Genomic DNA, 17,106 nt, shown 5'->3' with positions numbered 1-17,106 from the left:
TTCTATCCCTCCTATTTTATAACTGCTTTTTTCAAACCATCTTTCATTTTAATTTCAATTTCATCACCACTGCTTAAAGAATTACTTGAAGCAACAACTTGTTCATTTTTCAAAACAATAGCATATCCTCTTTCTAATGTTTTTAATGGTGATAAAGTATTTAGTTTTGAAATTAAAAACCGATATTTTTCTTGATTGATTTGCAATTTTCGCTTTATTTCCATATTCATAGTATGATCAATAACTTTTAATTGATTTTTTTGATTTGTCAAAAAAAGGTTAGTTTGATGATTAAAAACCTGAATCAAATTAGTAGTCTTATTTTTTTGACTATTCAAATTATCATTAAAAGCATAACAAAGTTTATCGTATAAATAATCAACTTTAGCTTTTTTATCCTCATACAATTTATTTGGATTTTTAAACAAGTAAAACGAACTTAAACGATTAAAATTTTCTTTATATATATTGATTTTTTGTTTCATTAATGTACTTAAAGTATACTCAACGTTTGCCACATTTTGCTTCAATTCCATTAAATCCGGAGTTGCTTTAATTGCAGCTGCAGTAGGTGTAGCTGCACGATAATCAGCAACAAAATCACAAATAGTAAAATCAACTTCATGACCCACTCCACTAATAATAGGAGTTTTACATTCAAAAATAGCTCGAGCTAACAATTCTTCATTAAAATTCCAAAGTTCTTCTAACGAACCGCCACCTCGGGCAATAATAATCGTATTAAAATTTAAACTATCGACATACTTTAACATTCGACAAATTTTTATATATGCATCTTTTCCTTGTACAGGTATTGGAAAAGCTACAATTCTAACAACAGGAAATCTTAACTTGATTGTCCTAACAACATCAGCCAACGCTGCACTTGGATAACCTGATAATACAGCAATTCTACTAGGGAACTTAGGAATCTGTTTTTTATTTTCAGGTGAAAATAATCCTTCCCCAGCTAGTTGTTTTTTTAATTGTTCATATCGTAAAAAAAGATTTCCTAGTCCATCTTGTTCCATTTTATCTACATAAAGCTGATATGTTCCGGCAACATCATAAATTGAAACACTTGCTTGAATAAATACTTTCATACCGTTAGCAGGCTCAAATGGCAATTTTCGAGCCTTTGAAGAAAACATAACAGCATTAACTCGAGAGTTTTCATCTTTTAAAGTAAAGTACAAATGGCCAGAACTATGATGCTTAAAATTGGAAATCTCACCCATTATGTAAATTTTTTGTAATTGACTATCAGCATCAATTTTTGCTTTTAAATAGCGATTTAAAGCAGTAACCGTTAAATATTTTCTTTCCACTATTTCACGACTTTATTTAATAATCCATTAATAAATTTATATGAATCATTATCACAATATTTCTTTGATAATTCTACTGCTTCATTGATAATTATTTCACGACTTTGATCAGTTTCTAATAACTCATAACAAGCTACAATTAATATTGCTAATTCTATTTTTGACAAGCGATCCACTGACCAGTTTTTCTTTAAATGTTTAGCAACTTCATCTTGATACTTGCCAATTTTATTTACAATACTAGTGATCATTAATAAACAATAATCATAATCGCTACGATCAGCACATAATTCTTTATCACTATTTAAATATTCTTTAATTTCTTCTTCACTTGTATCAACTAACAACTTTTGATAAGTTGCAATCACAGCTTTTTCACGTATTAATCTTTTTCTATATTTTCTCATTAAAACCGTCCTTCCAAAATATCTATCATGATTTTACCATATTTGGCATTTAAAATAAACGAATTTACAGCAAATAAAAAGATTATCAAATCGATAATCTTTAGAAATTAATTCCTTTAACATCAATGTTAATTTTAACATTTTTAATTCCTGTCATTTCAAAACAACTTTGAGCAATTTTGTTTTGTAGAGTTGTTGTTAATGTAGTAACATTTAAACCATAATTTACCAATATAGCAACAGTAATTGAAACATGATTATTTTTATTGATTGTTACATTAACTGGTCCATTTCCAGGAATAGGAATCATATTTCCTTCAAATTGAATACCTTCGATAGAATCTACTGCTTTTTCAACAATAGTTTGAAAAACATTTAATCCGATATTCAATTTTCCTAAATTTGATTCATTTTTTACTGAATAGTATTCTTGATTCATATCAATTACTCCTTTTATATACTATAATTGTATATAAAATCAAGACAAAATTCAAGTGTCACTAATAAACTTGACTTCTACTTGATATTCATTGTTAGTTTTTTCCATTATTGTTTTAATAATACTATTGGCATCACTGCTATTGGCTTCTTTTTTATCAACAACAACTTTAATTGTTTTATTTTCTACTTCTACAAAAGCACTTTTAAAACCAGCATCATTAATTATTTTAGTAATTTCTTTTTCTAAAGCTGCTGTTTCCTTAGCTTCACTAATAGATGCTAGAGCACTTGCAATTTCATCACTGCTACTTTCGCTTGAAGCAATGATTGCATTATTTTCACTAATCAAATCAGCTCGCTTTTGATCAAGTTCTTCTTGTAAAATTTCAATTTGCGATAATTCACCTCTATTTACTGCTACTTCATTAGTTTCTGTTTCTGGAGGTAGAAGAACATAATAAATTGAAAGTACTAAAATCAGACTAAATAATGTCAAAAATGTAATAGCTTGTCTATTCATATTATTTCTCCTTTATCACTATTTTATTATATGCATAAAAGAAAAAAATATGAAAAAACACTAGTTTTTAAACTAGTGTTAAGCTCTACCTTGATATTTTCCATCAACAGTATTTACAATTACAACTTCACCTTCTGAAATAAATAAAGGTACTTTAATTTGGAAACCAGTTTCAATAACTGCGTTTTTTGTTGCTCCAGTTGCAGTATCACCTCTTACAGCAGGTTCAGTTTCAATAACTTTAAATGGTACGTTAATTGGTAAAGCAACTCCTAAAACTTCACCTTCATAACTAGTTACTTCAACTTCATCACTTTCTTTTAAGAAATTGATTTCCCATTTTAAATTGTCTGCAGGAATTTCAATTTGTTCATATGTTTCATTATCCATGAATACTAAAGCTTCTCCAGAATTATACAAATATTGCATTTTGCTTTTATCAACATGCGCTTTTTTTACTTTGTCATTTCCACCAAAAGTAATTTCAGTAGTTGCACCAGTACGTAAATTTTTCATTTTAATTCTAATATTTGCAGCTGCACGAGCAGTTTTATTATGAGAATAATCTAATACTACGAATAAATTTCCATCATATTCAAATGTAACTCCTGGTCTTAAATCTCCAACACTTATCATTTTAAAATTCTCCTTATATGTAAATTACTTTGTAAGTATATCAAAAATATTATCTCAAGTGAAGTATTTTTACTAATTATTGATACTCAAAAGAAATTAGAATCAGTTTTTCTAAATCAATTTCTATTTCAAAACCATATTCATCGCTATCTCGAATTACTTTTGTTACAATATAATAATAACTCCCCATATCATCAACAGTATAATTAATCTGATAATCACCAACACTAATTTCATCGCTAAATAAAATACTATTAGCTATCGTTTCTTTATAGTAAGTTATTATTGCCAATTCAATCAGACGATTTTCATCAATTGCTTTTATTCTTGATATACCTCGACTATTTTCTATTACATTAGAAAAAAATGTTGTAATATTTAAAACAATGACCATAAAGATAATTAAAACAATTTGTAAAATAGTTCCCTTAGTTTTCTTCGATTTCTGCACTAGTTTCATTTTCTTCCTCGCTTATTTGATAATCACAGGCAATCAAATAAGTATAATTATTATCATCACGATTTAATTCCATATAAATATTTCTATCATTTTGATAAAAAGATAACTCATCTACATTATGAATCAAAATATCAAATCCTGGTTCTTTTACAACCCGACCATTATCAAGCGATATTGTAAACTGCTCATCATCTTCATTAGTATAGATTAAGCTATCAGATACTTGAATATCTTTAGCAGTAAATAAAATTTTACTAATTTGATTGGCACCTAGTGAGAAGCTGCTTGTAGTAATTTCAAGGTTATCTTTAACTGTAATAACTTTTAAAATTGGTACTGTATTTAAAATAATCAACAAGCATATCGATAATGAAAACAATACCTCTATTAAGGTAAAACCTCGTTTATCATTGTGTACAAATTGTTGCCACTCCATAACTGTCTTTCCTTGATTTTTTGCTGTTCTATATATTGCTTATATTCTTGTTGATTATCTTGATAATGATTTAAAGCCAAATTGTAACAGCTTAAAATAATTACAACACAGCTTACAAAAATATTAAACGCAAGTAAAGTTTCAACTAAAGTAGTTCCTTTTTTAACGAACATAAAAAGCCCCACTACCAACATTTAAAATAATTGTTTTAATTTCATTTGTATTGCCTAGTTCGATCCGACCGCCTGAACTAATATTGCCATTTTTATTAAAATGAAAATCATAGTAATATTTAAAGTAATAAGAAAAATTTAATAACAGTGTACGACTTTTGTTACCTTGACTATACGATATCTGATTTGATGAAATATTGATATCTACTTGATTGTGACTAGTTAAAGCTAACGTTTTTGCTTCCTCTAATAAAGATATAATCTGACTACATTGCTGTTCTATTGCAATTTTAGGACGATTAGAGATACTAAAATGTAAAGTAAAGACACTTAAGACAATCATAATACTTAATACAAATAACATCTCAACCATGGTAAATCCTTTTTTACCTAGCATATGCTTGACCATCACTGATATAAATTGATAAACCACTAGGACAAGTAGCCTGTTTTTGAGTTAAGTAAGGATGATCACCTGATGTTAAATCAGAAATACTAGTTGGTAATCTGCCATGCTCGATCTCATACAATATTATCTGTGAATTAACCACTTCGATTTGAGCGTCACAACTTTTTTCTTTAACAACTCGATTTTTACTAGTTACATTAGGAATAACCAATAACAAAATTACTAAAATAATTGAAATACAAAAAATCAATTCAATCAAAGTAAAACCTTTTTGCATCTTTTTCATTTTCCATCGCTCCCTTTATAAATTATTTACTACATTCATCATTGGAATAATAATGGAAACATAAACCATTATTACAAATACCGCAGTAAAACAATACACAAAAACAACTGCAATTTTAATAATTTTACTAATATGATGATTTAAATTATCAAGTGATAAAGTCAAATAATTGCTCATTGATTTTTGTTTTCGATTATCGTGATACAATAACTTAAAACATGTAACTAATAATGGTTCAAAATAGATAAATTCACTAATTATCTTTTCGAGATCTTCACCTTCTAAAATTTTTAAATAGATTTCATAGATTAACATTTTAATATCACTATCATCTATCTTTTGATAAAGCATAACAATAATATCAGTTGAATCATAACCAATTTCCAAAAGTTCATTGTAATAAAGGGCAAATTTTAATGAATAATACTTTTGGATAGTTGCTTTAGTTATGAACACGTGTTGAACTAAAAAATCCAATAATTGATAATACTGTTTTTTAATAGCATATATCGTTATTGATGAAGCTATAATAAGTATTAAAATTGCAAAAATAATTAAAATGGGAATTATTTTAAATAAGGTAAAAATAAGATTTGTAAAAAAACCAGGTGTGATATCAAATTCAAGAAAGAGCTGACTAACCGATGGTAATAATCCATAGACGATAAAAATTGAAAATGCAACTAAAAAAATAATCAAAATACATGGATATGTTAATTGTTTTTTTAGTTTTGTTTTTGTTTCACTCATTTTCTTCCATATTTTTAAACTTTGTAATATTGCTTTAGAAATATTATTATCTAAACGAAAGAACTTAAAAAATTCTATAAATAAATGATTAAAATTGCTTTGGATAATCGCTTCATCTAAACTATATCCCTCATTTAAAGCCTTTTTTATTGAGTTAATATTTGGATTTTTAGAGACTGCCTGACATAATTGTAAAATATCTTCAATTAAATAACCCTGATTTAAAAATATCGCTATATTTTCTAATAATCGATAATCATCATTCATATCCGATACCGGTTACTTGGCGATAATCAACCAAATCCTTCTCTAATAAATATTTTACATTTTCACTAAAAGTATGATATTTAAAATCCTGATTATTTAAATAATTTAAAACGTTTTTACGATCAATAAACTCAGGTAAAATCAATGGTTTATGACTATATTTATGATAAAGCATTTTTTGCGACAAAACACCAACCAAAACATCTTCAATATCTATTTTTAAAACTCCTAAATTCAATAATCTTCTAATTGCCATTAAACAATCACTTGAATGAAGTGTAGTTAAAACTAAATGGCCAGTCAATGCACACGTAATTGCCAATTTAGCCGTTTGTTCATCACGAATTTCACCTATCATAATTATATCGGGATCATGTCTTAAAATCTGTTTTAAAGAGTTTTGATAAGTAATTCCCAATTTTTCATTTATTTGTAATTGCAAACAATAGTCTTTCTTTATTTCAATAGGATCTTCTAGTGTAACTATATTCTTGCGTCGATATTGATTAATAGTATCTAACAATGCATACAGTGTAGTAGACTTACCAGAACCTGTTGCCCCACTTACAATAAATAAACCAGTATTTTGCAAAGTAATTGATTTTAGAAACTCTATAACATCATTAAATATAGTTAATTCTTCAATCGATAATATTTTATGATTGTTTAAAATTCTAATTACGATACTATCTAAATCTTTACCTGGTAAACTAGAAATTCTTAAATAATAGACTTTATTTTCATACGTATAATTTAAATGACCTGTTTGTGGGCGTAAACGATAATTCATGTCAATATTCGATTTAAATCGAATATAGTTAAATAATTTAGCTCCGATTTTAGTTTCAATTTGATCATGCAAAATCAAATCTCCTTGCTGTCGAAAAGAAATTGTACATCGATTTTTATTTAAAAGGTGGATATCAGTTGTTTTGCTTTCTATTGCTCGATTTAGAATTTTTTCAAAAAGTTCATCCATAAAATTCTACCTCCTACTTATCATTTACACCCCAAACTATAAAATTACTTGCTTAAAATAAAAAAAATCGTAAAAATTACGATTTTTGTAAATATGGATTAGATAATAATTCACTTTTTAAAGTGGAACTAGGTCCATGTCCTGGATATAAAGTTGCATCAAAATTAAATGTTTTAATTTTTTCAATTGAAGTTAATGTATCATATTTAGATGAATTTGGAAAATCAAATCGGCCAATAGAACCATTGAATAAAACATCTCCTGAAAAAATAACATTTTCATCTTCAAGATAAATCATTGAAGCACCGGGACAATGTCCTGGCAAATGAAACCAGCAAATTTTAAAACCGGAAATTTCCATATGCTCACTAGCTGGAGTCACTGGAGCGCTTAAACTAAATGGTTTTTCTAAATACGATAAATTTAGACGCGAATTTGTAAGCATTTCAATATCTTCATGATGAATATAAATTGGACAATGATATTTATCATACAAATAATCCACAGCGCCAATATGATCAAAATGCCCATGAGTTAATAAAATAGCATCTAAAACCAATTCATTTTCTTCTAAATATTTAGCTACTTTTTTTCCTTGTGCTCCCGGATCAATTATCATACAGTGATTTTCATCATTGCTAACAATATAACAGTTAGTTTGCATAACTCCTAAAACAAAAGTTTTTATTTTCATAATTAATGCTCCAATAAAGAAAAAAAGCCCAAGGGCTTATTTCTTTTCCTTATGAACAGTTTTTTTGTTACATCTAGGACAATATTTGTTGATTTCCATTCTTTCTGGATGATTACGTTTATTTTTTGTATTAATATAGTTTTCTTCACCACATTCAGTACATCTATAAATAATATTTTCTCTCATTATTTACACCTCCATCAGTAAACTTTCGACATATATAATATCATAGTCTTTTAATAATTACTAGCACTTTTTTTAATTTACGCCATACTTTTCTACATATTTATCAACAACCTGGCTTGAAACTAGTGGTGCCGAGCTACTTCCACCATTTGAAGCATAAGTTTGACGAAATGCTAAGCAAGCAAAAACTAATACTGGTTCTGATGATTCATCAGCTGCAATATAACCAATTTGTAAATGGTTTGGATAATCGTTTTCAGTATCAGGGTAATCATATATTTCAGCTGTACCAGTTTTAGCCCAAGTTGTATATGATTTTGTACTCCAATAAGAATGACATGTTCCTTGATCACGAGTTACACAAGCACGCATTCCTTCTTTAATTCGACTAAATGCTGTAGCTTGATTGCTTACATCATCTAAAACAGTAGTATCAGATGAATAATTGGTTCCAACATTACCTTCATCATCAGTAGTATAAGAATCTAAAAATAATTTTGGTTGTACACGTTTACCACCATTAGCTAAAGTACAAGCATATTGTGCCAATTGGATATTAGTATAAGCATCATATTGACCAATCATCGCATCTAATAATAGACCACTAGCACGATTATGACCGCGGTATCCAAGAGCTTCATTAGGAACATCAAGACCTGTTTTTACCCCTAAACCTAATTCACCTAAATCACGACGTAACGTATCAAAGGCTTCTTGATTAATTTTTAATGGTCCATCGTAAATATATTCAGCACCACCTAATAACATAGCAATTCTAAACATGTAAACGTTTGATGAATAAGCAATTGCATCAACTTCATTAATATTTCCAAATGATTTCCATGATTTTTTTTCTGTAGTATTTTTTATCTTAATCGGTTCATCCATAAAATACGTATTTGGAGTAATTAAATTATTTTTAAAACCAACATATAAAGAACCGCCCTTGATAGTAGATCCTATCAAGTTAGCATCTAAATAATTTCCAGCGGCGTAGTCTGATACTTCACCGGTTTCTTTATTTATAGTTTTACCAGACATAACAATAATTTCACCAGTTTGAGGATCCATTAGTGTTAAAAACATCTTATTAAAATGTTTATTATTGGCATTACAAGCCTTTAATTCATTTTCAATTACCTGGTCAGCAAATTGTTGCAATTCCCAATCGATTGAAAGACGAATATTAGCTCCTGCCGTTCCAGAAGTAACGTTAGTAATAACGGGATTACCGTCACTATCATAATCTAAAGTATAACTACTATCATTACCTCTTAAAATATCTTCATATTGTTGTTCTAATCCAGAAACACCAACACGAGCATCATTTTGATATCCAAGTGCTAATAGTTCATTTCTTAGCTCAGCTGGTAACCCTTGTTTTTTAGTTGTTACACTTCCTAAAACTTGAGAAAATGAAGAACCATATAATTTTTGTCTTGACCAGTCAGTAGTAATTGTAATACCCGGCAAAATTCCTGAATTTTCACCAATTATACTAGCTTCTTCATCTGTTAATCCTTCAGCTAAAACTGTAGAACCACTAGTACAGTTATTCATTAGATAATAAAAATGAGCATATTTAATATCATTTGCATCCATATATTGATTAATTAACTCTGGTGTAATTCGTTCAATCTGTAAATTATAGATTACTTTACTAGAGTTATCTTGACCTTGAGCCTGTTTTCTTTCTTCATCAGTTATTAATGAATCTGCCACATCTTCATGAAACATAATAAAATAATCTTTTTTTGCACGTTCACTAATTATATCAGTATTATTAACATCTAAATTAATAGTTTTAGCCAAAAAATTTGCTGACTCTTTTAAAACATCATCAGATATTTTTTTAGGTGCATAATATGTAGCACTTATTACATTGACATTATCTACTAATTTAGTGTAATTTCGATCAACAATTTCACCTCGAGGAGCATCAGTAGAATAAGTAGTTGTTCCATATTGTTCTAATTTGACTTCTAATTCATCTGCTTGAACAAATTGGATATATCCTAATCGAAAAGCCATGATAGATGTAAATGCAAGCACTACACAAAGTAATCCTATCAAACGACGACTTACGATATTATCTTGTTTATTTTTTTGATCACGCTCTTGTTCCAAAGCGCCATAAAAACGTACTTTAGGTATTTTCTTTTTAAAATTTAATCTCATCTAGATACCTCCATATTACGAACTTATTATAGACTAATTTAGATATTAAGTAAATTAAAACCGATAATTACCATAAAATTTAGAATCCACCCATAATTGTTTATAATTTTATAATAAAACCGTACGAATTTTTTCATACGGTTAATATTTTAAAATTTTGATATTTATTTTTATTCATCGTCAACAGAAAGAATCGCCATAAAAGCTTCTTGTGGTATTTCTACTGAACCAACTGCTTTCATTCGTTTTTTACCTTCTTTTTGTTTTTCTAATAATTTTTTCTTTCGTGAAACATCGCCACCATAACATTTTGCTAAAACATTTTTACGCATCGCCTTTATTGTTGTTCGAGCAATGATCTTCCCTTGTAAAGCTGCTTGAACAGGAACTTCAAACATCTGGCGTGGAATCAATTCTTTTAATTTTTCACAAATTATTTTTCCTCTACTATAAGCAAAATCTTTATGAACAATAGTTGAAAGAGCATCGACAACTTCACCATTTAATAAAATATCCATTTTTTGAAGCTTACTTGTACGATAACCGATTATTTCATAATCCAAAGAAGCATAACCTTTAGTACTAGATTTTAATTTATCAAAAAAGTCATAAACGATTTCTGATAAAGGAATTTCATAAATAATATTTTGGCGAGTATCATCAATATATTCAATATTTTGATATTCCCCACGTTTAGCCTGGCATAACTCCATAATTGCTCCAACAAACTCATTAGGTGTCATAATCGAAGCTTTTACATATGGCTCTTCAATATGATCTATTACTTGTGGTTCTGGCATTTTTGCTGGATTATCAACGATAACCTCAGTTTTATCTGTTAAATAACAATGATAAATTACTGAAGGAGCAGTTGCTATTAAATCAAGATTAAACTCACGTTCCAATCTTTCTTGAATAACATCCATATGTAATAATCCTAAAAAACCGCATCTAAAACCAAAACCTAACGCTTGTGATGTTTCTGGTTCAAACATTAATGATGAATCACTTAATTTCATCTTTTCTAAAGCTTCTCTTAAATCTTTATACTTCGCATTATCAATTGGATATAATCCACAATAAACCATTGGATTTAATTGACGATAACCAGGTAATTGGGTAAATGATTCATTTTCTAAAGTAGTTACTGTATCACCCACATGAATATCCTGAATTGACTTAATCGATGCAGCAAACCAGCCTACTTCACCAGTAACTAATTCATCTTTTTTAACTTCACGAGGTGTCCGTACCCCTAATTCTGTTACTTCATAAGTAGCACCAGTAGCCATGAATCTAACCGTATCACCTACTTTTATTTTTCCTTCTTTAATTCTTACAAAAACAATTACTCCCCGATAACTATCATAATAAGAATCAAAAATTAAAGCTTGTGTTGGATTATCGATACTACCTCCTGGAGCCGGGAACTCATGAACGATTTTTTCTAAAACTTCTTCAACATTCAAACCACTTTTAGCAGAAATCAAAGGAGCATGATCAGCTGGTAAACCGATAACATCCTCAATTTCTTTTATCGCCCGTTCAGGATTTGCACTAGGTAAATCAATTTTATTTATTACTGGTAAAATTTCCAGATTACTATCTAAAGCCAAATAAACATTTGCCAATGTCTGCGCTTCAACACCTTGAACAGCATCGACAACTAAAACAGCACCTTCACAGGCAGCAAGCGATCTTGATACCTCATAAGTAAAATCTACGTGACCGGGAGTGTCGATCAAATGTAACAAATATGTTTGGCCGTCTTTTGCAGTATAATTTAACTGTACTGCATTTAACTTAATTGTAATTCCTCTTTCACGTTCTAAATCCATACTATCAAGTAATTGTGCTTTCATTTCACGATCAGCCACAGCACCTGTGATTTGTAAAATTCGATCAGCTAAAGTACTCTTACCATGATCAATATGGGCAATGATTGAGAAATTTCTAATTTTACTTTGGTCAATAGCCATTTAATCACCCACTTTCGTTTAGTAATTATAGCAAAAATATATACCAAAGACAATCAGTATTTCTTACTAGTATTTAAAATATTTATCAAGTAAAGAAACTCTTTCAGCCACTACTTCAATCGTTGTAATTTGCTTTGAATCACCACATTCCAAATTTCGAGAGTGAAGCCGTCCTTTAATAGCTATCATACTACCTGGTTTAGCACAATCAATAATCATTTCTGCAATACCACGCCATAAAGAAACAACGATATAGTCACTTTCAAAGATACCTAATCCATTTTTATATCCCTTTTCAATTTGGATTGTCGCATTAGCAACTTTTACACCTCCTAAAGTCGTCTGCATTACTGGAATATCTACTAATTTTCCCACTAAAGCAACTGTATTCAACATCTAAACATACCTCCTTCATCACACGATTATAAGCGAGGGAAAATAGTATTTCAACACCCCTAAAATCACCACATTATCACATATTATAAAAATGTAGCATATTTGAAACATTTGAAACCGAATATGTCAAAATAACGACCAGAAATGTCATAATAGTCCTATTTGGTCTTTATAAATTTGGCTAAAAATATTTAAAAAAAATCACCTTAACGGTGATTATTTTTCATCTTCAACAACAACATAAGCAATAGCATAATCTTGATCATGGGAAATTGAGATAAATGTATTAGGAAAATTAATAAAGGGTTTTCCAGCTTCATCATTTAAAATCTCAATATCATGAAATGATACCATCTGATGTTCGATACCATAAGCTTTAAAAAAAGCTTCTTTACCGGCAAAACGCCCTGCTAAGTACTCACATTTATGTTTATCATTTTTTTTATTTAGAAAAACAGCTAATTCGTTTTTAGTTAAAATTCTACTTACTAGTTTTTCATCATTAATATTCAATCGTTTTAAATTTACGATATCACAGCCAATTCCAATAACCATGTTTAATCCTTAAATTTCTTTTCATATAGACTCATCAATTCATCCAATGACATATTATCGTCAATTTCATCAATTAATGAATCTTTATCATTACTATCATTAGATTCAAAATTTAATTTAAATTCACCAGTACGTTCTTCAATTATTTTTAACTGATCTTGTTCTTCTTCAATAATTTTAGCAATATTTCTTAAGTTATCTTCAACAGTAGGTAGTTTTTCAATTTGTTCCACTTTTTCTTCAATAACTTCTTCATCTTTAGTTTCATTAATTGAAGTCAATGTTGCTTGTGATTCGATTGGTTTTTTCTCTTCATAATCACCAAAGAAAGGACTAATAACTGGAACTAACTGATCAGTCTTTTTTCTTTTCGTTGGTTTAGCAGTTACTGTTTTAGCTGGTTTTTTTTCAATATCTTTTTTAGTCAAACCATTCATTGGTGAAATTACTTCACTCATTTGATAAACCATTTTAGGCTTTTCTTCAACAGTTGCTTTCTTTTCTACTGGTTTTGCTTTTTCTTTTGGTTTAGCTTTAGGAATTACTTCATCCTCTTGATTTTCATCTCTTTGAAATTCCTCATCATAAATTAATGGAGAACTGAATTTTTCTTTACGTCTTTGTTCAACAACAGGATCAACTTCGAAAATATCGTCATCTTCTTCATGTTTTTTAAACAAACCTCTAAACATTAAGAATTCCTCCTTTCAATTAAAAAAACGAATCTCCTACTTGATATTTATCTTCATCAAGAACTAAAATACCACGAACTTGTGGGGCATTTGGTAAATTCAATTCACGAGCTGAACAAAGCATTCCATATGAATCTACCTTTCTTAGCTTTGAAGGTTTAATGATCATACCACTTGGCATAATAGCACCGATTGTTGCCACAACAACTAATTGATTTAGTGCTACATTTGGTGCACCACAAACAATTTGTTTAGTTTCATTTTTCAAATCAACCTGACAAATATGTAAATGGTCAGAATCAGGATGATCTTCAATTTCAACTACTTTTCCAACGATAAATTTTGGATTACGATCAATAGTAACTGTTTGTAGATCGTATTTGCTTAAAATCTGATTAAATTTTTCAATTTGATCATCACTAAACTCTACTAAACCATCGTTTATTTTTCCTAAATGGCTACTTGCATTTAATAAATTGTAACCAATAATATTATTTTTTTGATCTTTTAAAACGACAAGATCATCATGTTTATCATACGAAAAAGTCTTTCCCTCACCTAATCTAGCTAATAAAATATCGCCTACATGTTCTAAATTATAAAATCCATGAAATAACATTTCTACACCTCTTATTTTAAACTATCAATAAATGCTTGTATTTCTTCTTTTGTTTTACGTAATTTACTTACAAAACGACCAATTTCTTGTTGATCATTATATCCAATAAATGATGGAATCCCTAAAATATCTAAATCTTTACACAAGTCAATCAAATTATCACGATTAACTACATAAAACTTAAATTCTGGATTATTATCAACAATTTCACCCATATATGGTTTTATAAACATACAATCAGGGCACCAATCAGCCGTAAACATAAAAATTGTTTTACCAACCCGTACTTTATCAAACTCTTCAATAGTTTTTATTTCTATTAATTTATCCATCTTCTCGATACCTAGCTACCAATTTATAAATTGGTCCTTTCTCACAAAATTTTTTTTCATATTCAGTCATAATATTAGTTTCATTTTCAGGACTATTATGTAAATCTAAGCTTACATATAATAAATCCATTGGATATTGATTTAAAGAAACTAATGAATATTCAAAAAGACCACGATTATCAGTTTTAAACTCAATTTCTCCTTTTGAAACTAATATATCCTGATACACTGAAAGAAATTGTTTCGATGTTAATCTTCTTTTAGCATGTCTATTTTTAGGCCAAGGATCACTGAAATTTAAAAATATATGATCAACTTCACCCTTAGCAAAAATATTTTTTAATTCAATTGCATCATAATGAATTAATTTCATATTACTTACTTTAGTTACCTGTTTATTCACCTTGTTGATTGCAGCAGCAAGAACACTAGGAAACTTTTCAATACCTATAAAATTAATATCAGGATAACGACAAGCATTTTGATAAATAAAATCTCCTTTTCCCATCCCAATTTCGATATAGATCGGATTATCATTACCAAATACCTCGTGCCATTTATTTTTACATTTTTCTGGTTCTATGATTACAAAAGAATCATTTTCTTTCATAATATCATAAGCTTTTGGATTATTTCTTAAACGCATTACAACTCCCCTTTACATATAAAGTAATTCTATCATAAATCATTCATCAAGTCGACTAATTCCATAGGAGATAATTCTCTAAAATCCCCCAATTCCAATGTTCGATCCAATTGTAAATTTTTTATTGAAAGTCTTTTTAAATAGATGACCTTTTTATTACATGCAGCCACCATCTTTTTTATTTGATGAAATTTACCTTCAAATATTTCTATTTTTACATTACATCCTGTTTCAGTTTCTTCTAAAATTTCTAAATTAGCTTCTTTACAGCGATATCCAGTATCTAAAACAATTCCCTGTTTAAATGCTGCAACATCCTCCTGGTCCATTTTACCTTCAATTGAAGCAAAATATACCTTAGAATGATGTCTGCTAGGTGCTAATAATCGATGGGCAAAATCACCATCATTTGTTATTAACAAAAGCCCCTCAGTATCTAAATCTAAACGTCCAACTGGAAACAAATCATAGTTTTCATAACCAAAAATTAAATCTAAAACAGTTGGATGTAAATTATCTTTAGTCGCACAAACATAACCTTGTGGTTTATTTAGCATCAAATATACATAAGGACGATATTCGATTACTTCACCATCAAAAATAATTTCATCTTGCTGGTAATCTACTTTATAATCATCATTTTTTATAATTTTACCATTTACAGTAACAAAACCTTTACGAATATAATTTTTGACCTCTTTTCGAGAACCAATTCCATAACTTGCTAATAATTTATCAAGCCGCATTTCCATATAACATTATATACCTTTCTACTTTTTTAGTATCATTTTCACTTAAATAATATGTTAAATAAACATATACGTTAAATTCTGATTTATTAGTAATTCCCGATAAATTTACTCCTTTATAAATTCCTTTTTCCTTATCAATTACATTAGGTACTAAAGAAAAATTATTTTCCTCTAATACCCCAAGGGTTGGTAAACTACTATTTTCATCATTTTCAACTTTTGCTATTGCTTGTAAATAATACATATTTACATTAGGACTGTCAATAATAACATCATAACGATATTCATTTTGATCAGTTTCGTTAACAACTAATCTAATTGAAAAATCAGTAATTTCAGTTTCAAAATCTTTAGCTTCATTTAACTTTTCTTCATATTTTTGATATTGTTTATAATATTTATTATCTATTTCAACTTCCTTATTTTCATTGCTGCAGCCTGTTAAAATCAATAAACTCATAATAACTAATAATATTTTTTTCATGCAATCACCGCTATCATTATATCATGAATTTTGTATCAATAGTAAATCTTTTAAAGTTTTATAAAAAAATAGGAACTTGACGTTCCTATCTACATTTAAATGTTTTACAAGCAGTTTCTTGTACCTCTCTTGCTTCATTACAATGACAATTGCATACAACGATTTCTTTAGCATTACAACTACAATTATCATTATAAACACAACTATCAACCTGACAACTTACACCTCGTGCCATGAAATCACCTCCATAGATAGTTTTACCGTTTTATTTTAAAACTATTCAAATTATTAAAAAAAAGGCTATCTTTAAATAGCCTTAAAAACTAACTATCCTCATATACAATCAAACAGCTAAAACTATATTCTAACTCATTTGAAAATGTCATTGCCACTTGATAATGCATTGATAATATAATTGGTTTTTTTTCGTTTAGAAAATCATTGATCTCATCTTCTAAATCTAATTCATGTGTCTTTTCAATTATTTTTACCTTCATGTAA

26 protein-coding genes are annotated in these 17,106 nt (G+C 28.6%); all 26 read right to left on the bottom strand.

The annotated features are described in order from the left end of the window. Positions 1 to 11: 11 nt before the first annotated feature. The 26 genes from xseA to B5E92_RS00635 all read right to left on the bottom strand — a co-directional run bounded on the left by xseA (position 12) and on the right by B5E92_RS00635 (position 17,102). Positions 12 to 1,328 carry an exodeoxyribonuclease VII large subunit gene (gene xseA, locus B5E92_RS00760; protein WP_087298504.1) on the bottom strand — a complete coding sequence of 439 codons (1,317 nt, stop codon included), beginning with the start codon at positions 1,326 to 1,328 and terminating at the stop codon, positions 12 to 14. After that, positions 1,328 to 1,735, bottom strand: a complete 408-nt coding sequence (gene nusB / locus B5E92_RS00755) for a transcription antitermination factor NusB (protein WP_087298503.1) — start codon at positions 1,733 to 1,735, stop codon at positions 1,328 to 1,330. Before nusB ends, xseA begins: the two co-directional genes overlap by 1 nt. A gap of 100 nt (positions 1,736 to 1,835) precedes the next feature. Beyond that, positions 1,836 to 2,174 carry an Asp23/Gls24 family envelope stress response protein gene (locus tag B5E92_RS00750; protein ID WP_087298502.1) on the bottom strand — a complete coding sequence of 113 codons (339 nt, stop codon included), beginning with the start codon at positions 2,172 to 2,174 and terminating at the stop codon, positions 1,836 to 1,838. A gap of 51 nt (positions 2,175 to 2,225) precedes the next feature. Next, positions 2,226 to 2,696: a SpoIIIAH-like family protein gene (locus B5E92_RS00745; protein ID WP_087298501.1), complete on the bottom strand. Its 471-nt coding sequence runs from the start codon at positions 2,694 to 2,696 to the stop codon at positions 2,226 to 2,228. Between the two features lie 78 nt (positions 2,697 to 2,774). Then, the gene (gene efp, locus B5E92_RS00740; protein WP_087298500.1) at positions 2,775 to 3,332 is read right to left on the bottom strand and encodes an elongation factor P; all 558 of its coding nucleotides are present in this window, start codon (positions 3,330 to 3,332) and stop codon (positions 2,775 to 2,777) included. Positions 3,333 to 3,408: 76 nt separating this feature from the next. After that, positions 3,409 to 3,792, bottom strand: a complete 384-nt coding sequence (locus B5E92_RS00735; RefSeq protein ID WP_087298499.1) for a hypothetical protein — start codon at positions 3,790 to 3,792, stop codon at positions 3,409 to 3,411. Then, positions 3,761 to 4,228, bottom strand: a complete 468-nt coding sequence (locus B5E92_RS00730; protein WP_087298498.1) for a prepilin-type N-terminal cleavage/methylation domain-containing protein — start codon at positions 4,226 to 4,228, stop codon at positions 3,761 to 3,763. The genes B5E92_RS00735 and B5E92_RS00730 overlap by 32 nt, the downstream gene beginning before the upstream one ends. Further along, a complete protein-coding gene (locus B5E92_RS00725) occupies positions 4,180 to 4,401 on the bottom strand; it encodes a hypothetical protein (protein WP_087298497.1) in 222 nt (73 codons plus the stop codon). Before B5E92_RS00725 ends, B5E92_RS00730 begins: the two co-directional genes overlap by 49 nt. Then, entirely contained in the window at positions 4,391 to 4,798 is a 408-nt protein-coding gene (gene comGD, locus B5E92_RS00720; protein ID WP_087298496.1) for a competence type IV pilus minor pilin ComGD, read from the bottom strand. Before comGD ends, B5E92_RS00725 begins: the two co-directional genes overlap by 11 nt. Next, on the bottom strand, positions 4,788 to 5,096 hold the full coding sequence (gene comGC, locus B5E92_RS00715) for a competence type IV pilus major pilin ComGC (protein WP_087298495.1): 309 nt from the start codon (positions 5,094 to 5,096) through the stop codon (positions 4,788 to 4,790). Before comGC ends, comGD begins: the two co-directional genes overlap by 11 nt. A 15-nt stretch (positions 5,097 to 5,111) precedes the next feature. Beyond that, complete coding sequence (locus tag B5E92_RS00710; RefSeq protein ID WP_087298494.1) at positions 5,112 to 6,113, bottom strand: type II secretion system F family protein; 1,002 nt, start codon at positions 6,111 to 6,113, stop codon at positions 5,112 to 5,114. Then, complete coding sequence (locus tag B5E92_RS00705) at positions 6,106 to 7,092, bottom strand: ATPase, T2SS/T4P/T4SS family (RefSeq protein ID WP_087298493.1); 987 nt, start codon at positions 7,090 to 7,092, stop codon at positions 6,106 to 6,108. Before B5E92_RS00705 ends, B5E92_RS00710 begins: the two co-directional genes overlap by 8 nt. Positions 7,093 to 7,168: 76 nt before the next feature. Further along, positions 7,169 to 7,786 (bottom strand): MBL fold metallo-hydrolase, encoded by a 618-nt coding sequence (locus B5E92_RS00700; RefSeq protein ID WP_087298492.1) that lies wholly within the window; start codon positions 7,784 to 7,786, stop codon positions 7,169 to 7,171. A 36-nt stretch (positions 7,787 to 7,822) separates the two neighbouring features. Next, positions 7,823 to 7,972 carry a 50S ribosomal protein L33 gene (gene rpmG / locus B5E92_RS00695; RefSeq protein ID WP_087298491.1) on the bottom strand — a complete coding sequence of 50 codons (150 nt, stop codon included), beginning with the start codon at positions 7,970 to 7,972 and terminating at the stop codon, positions 7,823 to 7,825. A 72-nt stretch (positions 7,973 to 8,044) separates the two neighbouring features. After that, the gene (locus B5E92_RS00690; protein WP_087298490.1) at positions 8,045 to 10,150 is read right to left on the bottom strand and encodes a penicillin-binding protein 2; all 2,106 of its coding nucleotides are present in this window, start codon (positions 10,148 to 10,150) and stop codon (positions 8,045 to 8,047) included. Between the two features lie 170 nt (positions 10,151 to 10,320). Continuing rightward, the gene (lepA, locus tag B5E92_RS00685) at positions 10,321 to 12,129 is read right to left on the bottom strand and encodes a translation elongation factor 4 (RefSeq protein ID WP_087298489.1); all 1,809 of its coding nucleotides are present in this window, start codon (positions 12,127 to 12,129) and stop codon (positions 10,321 to 10,323) included. A gap of 66 nt (positions 12,130 to 12,195) precedes the next feature. Beyond that, a complete protein-coding gene (locus B5E92_RS00680; protein WP_087298488.1) occupies positions 12,196 to 12,525 on the bottom strand; it encodes a single-stranded DNA-binding protein in 330 nt (109 codons plus the stop codon). A gap of 216 nt (positions 12,526 to 12,741) precedes the next feature. Next, complete coding sequence (gene acpS / locus B5E92_RS00675; RefSeq protein WP_087298487.1) at positions 12,742 to 13,080, bottom strand: holo-ACP synthase; 339 nt, start codon at positions 13,078 to 13,080, stop codon at positions 12,742 to 12,744. Positions 13,081 to 13,082: 2 nt separating this feature from the next. Continuing rightward, the gene (locus B5E92_RS00670; RefSeq protein ID WP_087298486.1) at positions 13,083 to 13,772 is read right to left on the bottom strand and encodes a hypothetical protein; all 690 of its coding nucleotides are present in this window, start codon (positions 13,770 to 13,772) and stop codon (positions 13,083 to 13,085) included. A gap of 19 nt (positions 13,773 to 13,791) precedes the next feature. Continuing rightward, complete coding sequence (gene ytpR, locus B5E92_RS00665) at positions 13,792 to 14,391, bottom strand: YtpR family tRNA-binding protein (protein WP_087298485.1); 600 nt, start codon at positions 14,389 to 14,391, stop codon at positions 13,792 to 13,794. 11 nt (positions 14,392 to 14,402) lie between these two features. Beyond that, the gene (locus B5E92_RS00660) at positions 14,403 to 14,723 is read right to left on the bottom strand and encodes a thioredoxin family protein (protein ID WP_087298484.1); all 321 of its coding nucleotides are present in this window, start codon (positions 14,721 to 14,723) and stop codon (positions 14,403 to 14,405) included. Further along, the gene (trmB, locus tag B5E92_RS00655) at positions 14,716 to 15,369 is read right to left on the bottom strand and encodes a tRNA (guanosine(46)-N7)-methyltransferase TrmB (RefSeq protein WP_087298483.1); all 654 of its coding nucleotides are present in this window, start codon (positions 15,367 to 15,369) and stop codon (positions 14,716 to 14,718) included. The genes B5E92_RS00660 and trmB overlap by 8 nt, the downstream gene beginning before the upstream one ends. 32 nt (positions 15,370 to 15,401) lie before the next feature. Continuing rightward, the gene (locus B5E92_RS00650; RefSeq protein ID WP_087298482.1) at positions 15,402 to 16,121 is read right to left on the bottom strand and encodes a pseudouridine synthase; all 720 of its coding nucleotides are present in this window, start codon (positions 16,119 to 16,121) and stop codon (positions 15,402 to 15,404) included. Then, the gene (locus B5E92_RS00645; protein ID WP_087298481.1) at positions 16,105 to 16,605 is read right to left on the bottom strand and encodes a membrane lipoprotein lipid attachment site-containing protein; all 501 of its coding nucleotides are present in this window, start codon (positions 16,603 to 16,605) and stop codon (positions 16,105 to 16,107) included. Before B5E92_RS00645 ends, B5E92_RS00650 begins: the two co-directional genes overlap by 17 nt. Before the next feature lie 85 nt (positions 16,606 to 16,690). Continuing rightward, positions 16,691 to 16,840, bottom strand: coding sequence for a DUF1540 domain-containing protein (locus tag B5E92_RS00640; protein ID WP_087298480.1), 150 nt, complete (start codon positions 16,838 to 16,840; stop codon positions 16,691 to 16,693). A gap of 88 nt (positions 16,841 to 16,928) precedes the next feature. Further along, positions 16,929 to 17,102, bottom strand: coding sequence for a sporulation protein Cse60 (locus tag B5E92_RS00635; protein ID WP_087298479.1), 174 nt, complete (start codon positions 17,100 to 17,102; stop codon positions 16,929 to 16,931). Positions 17,103 to 17,106: the final 4 nt, after the last annotated feature.

Source organism: Erysipelatoclostridium sp. An15 (assembly GCF_002160675.1).
Lineage (GTDB): Bacteria > Bacillota_I > Bacilli_A > Erysipelotrichales > Coprobacillaceae > Thomasclavelia > Thomasclavelia merdavium.
The sequence above is the reverse complement of the archived record's forward strand: the minus strand, read 5'-3'. Positions and strand labels throughout refer to the sequence as shown.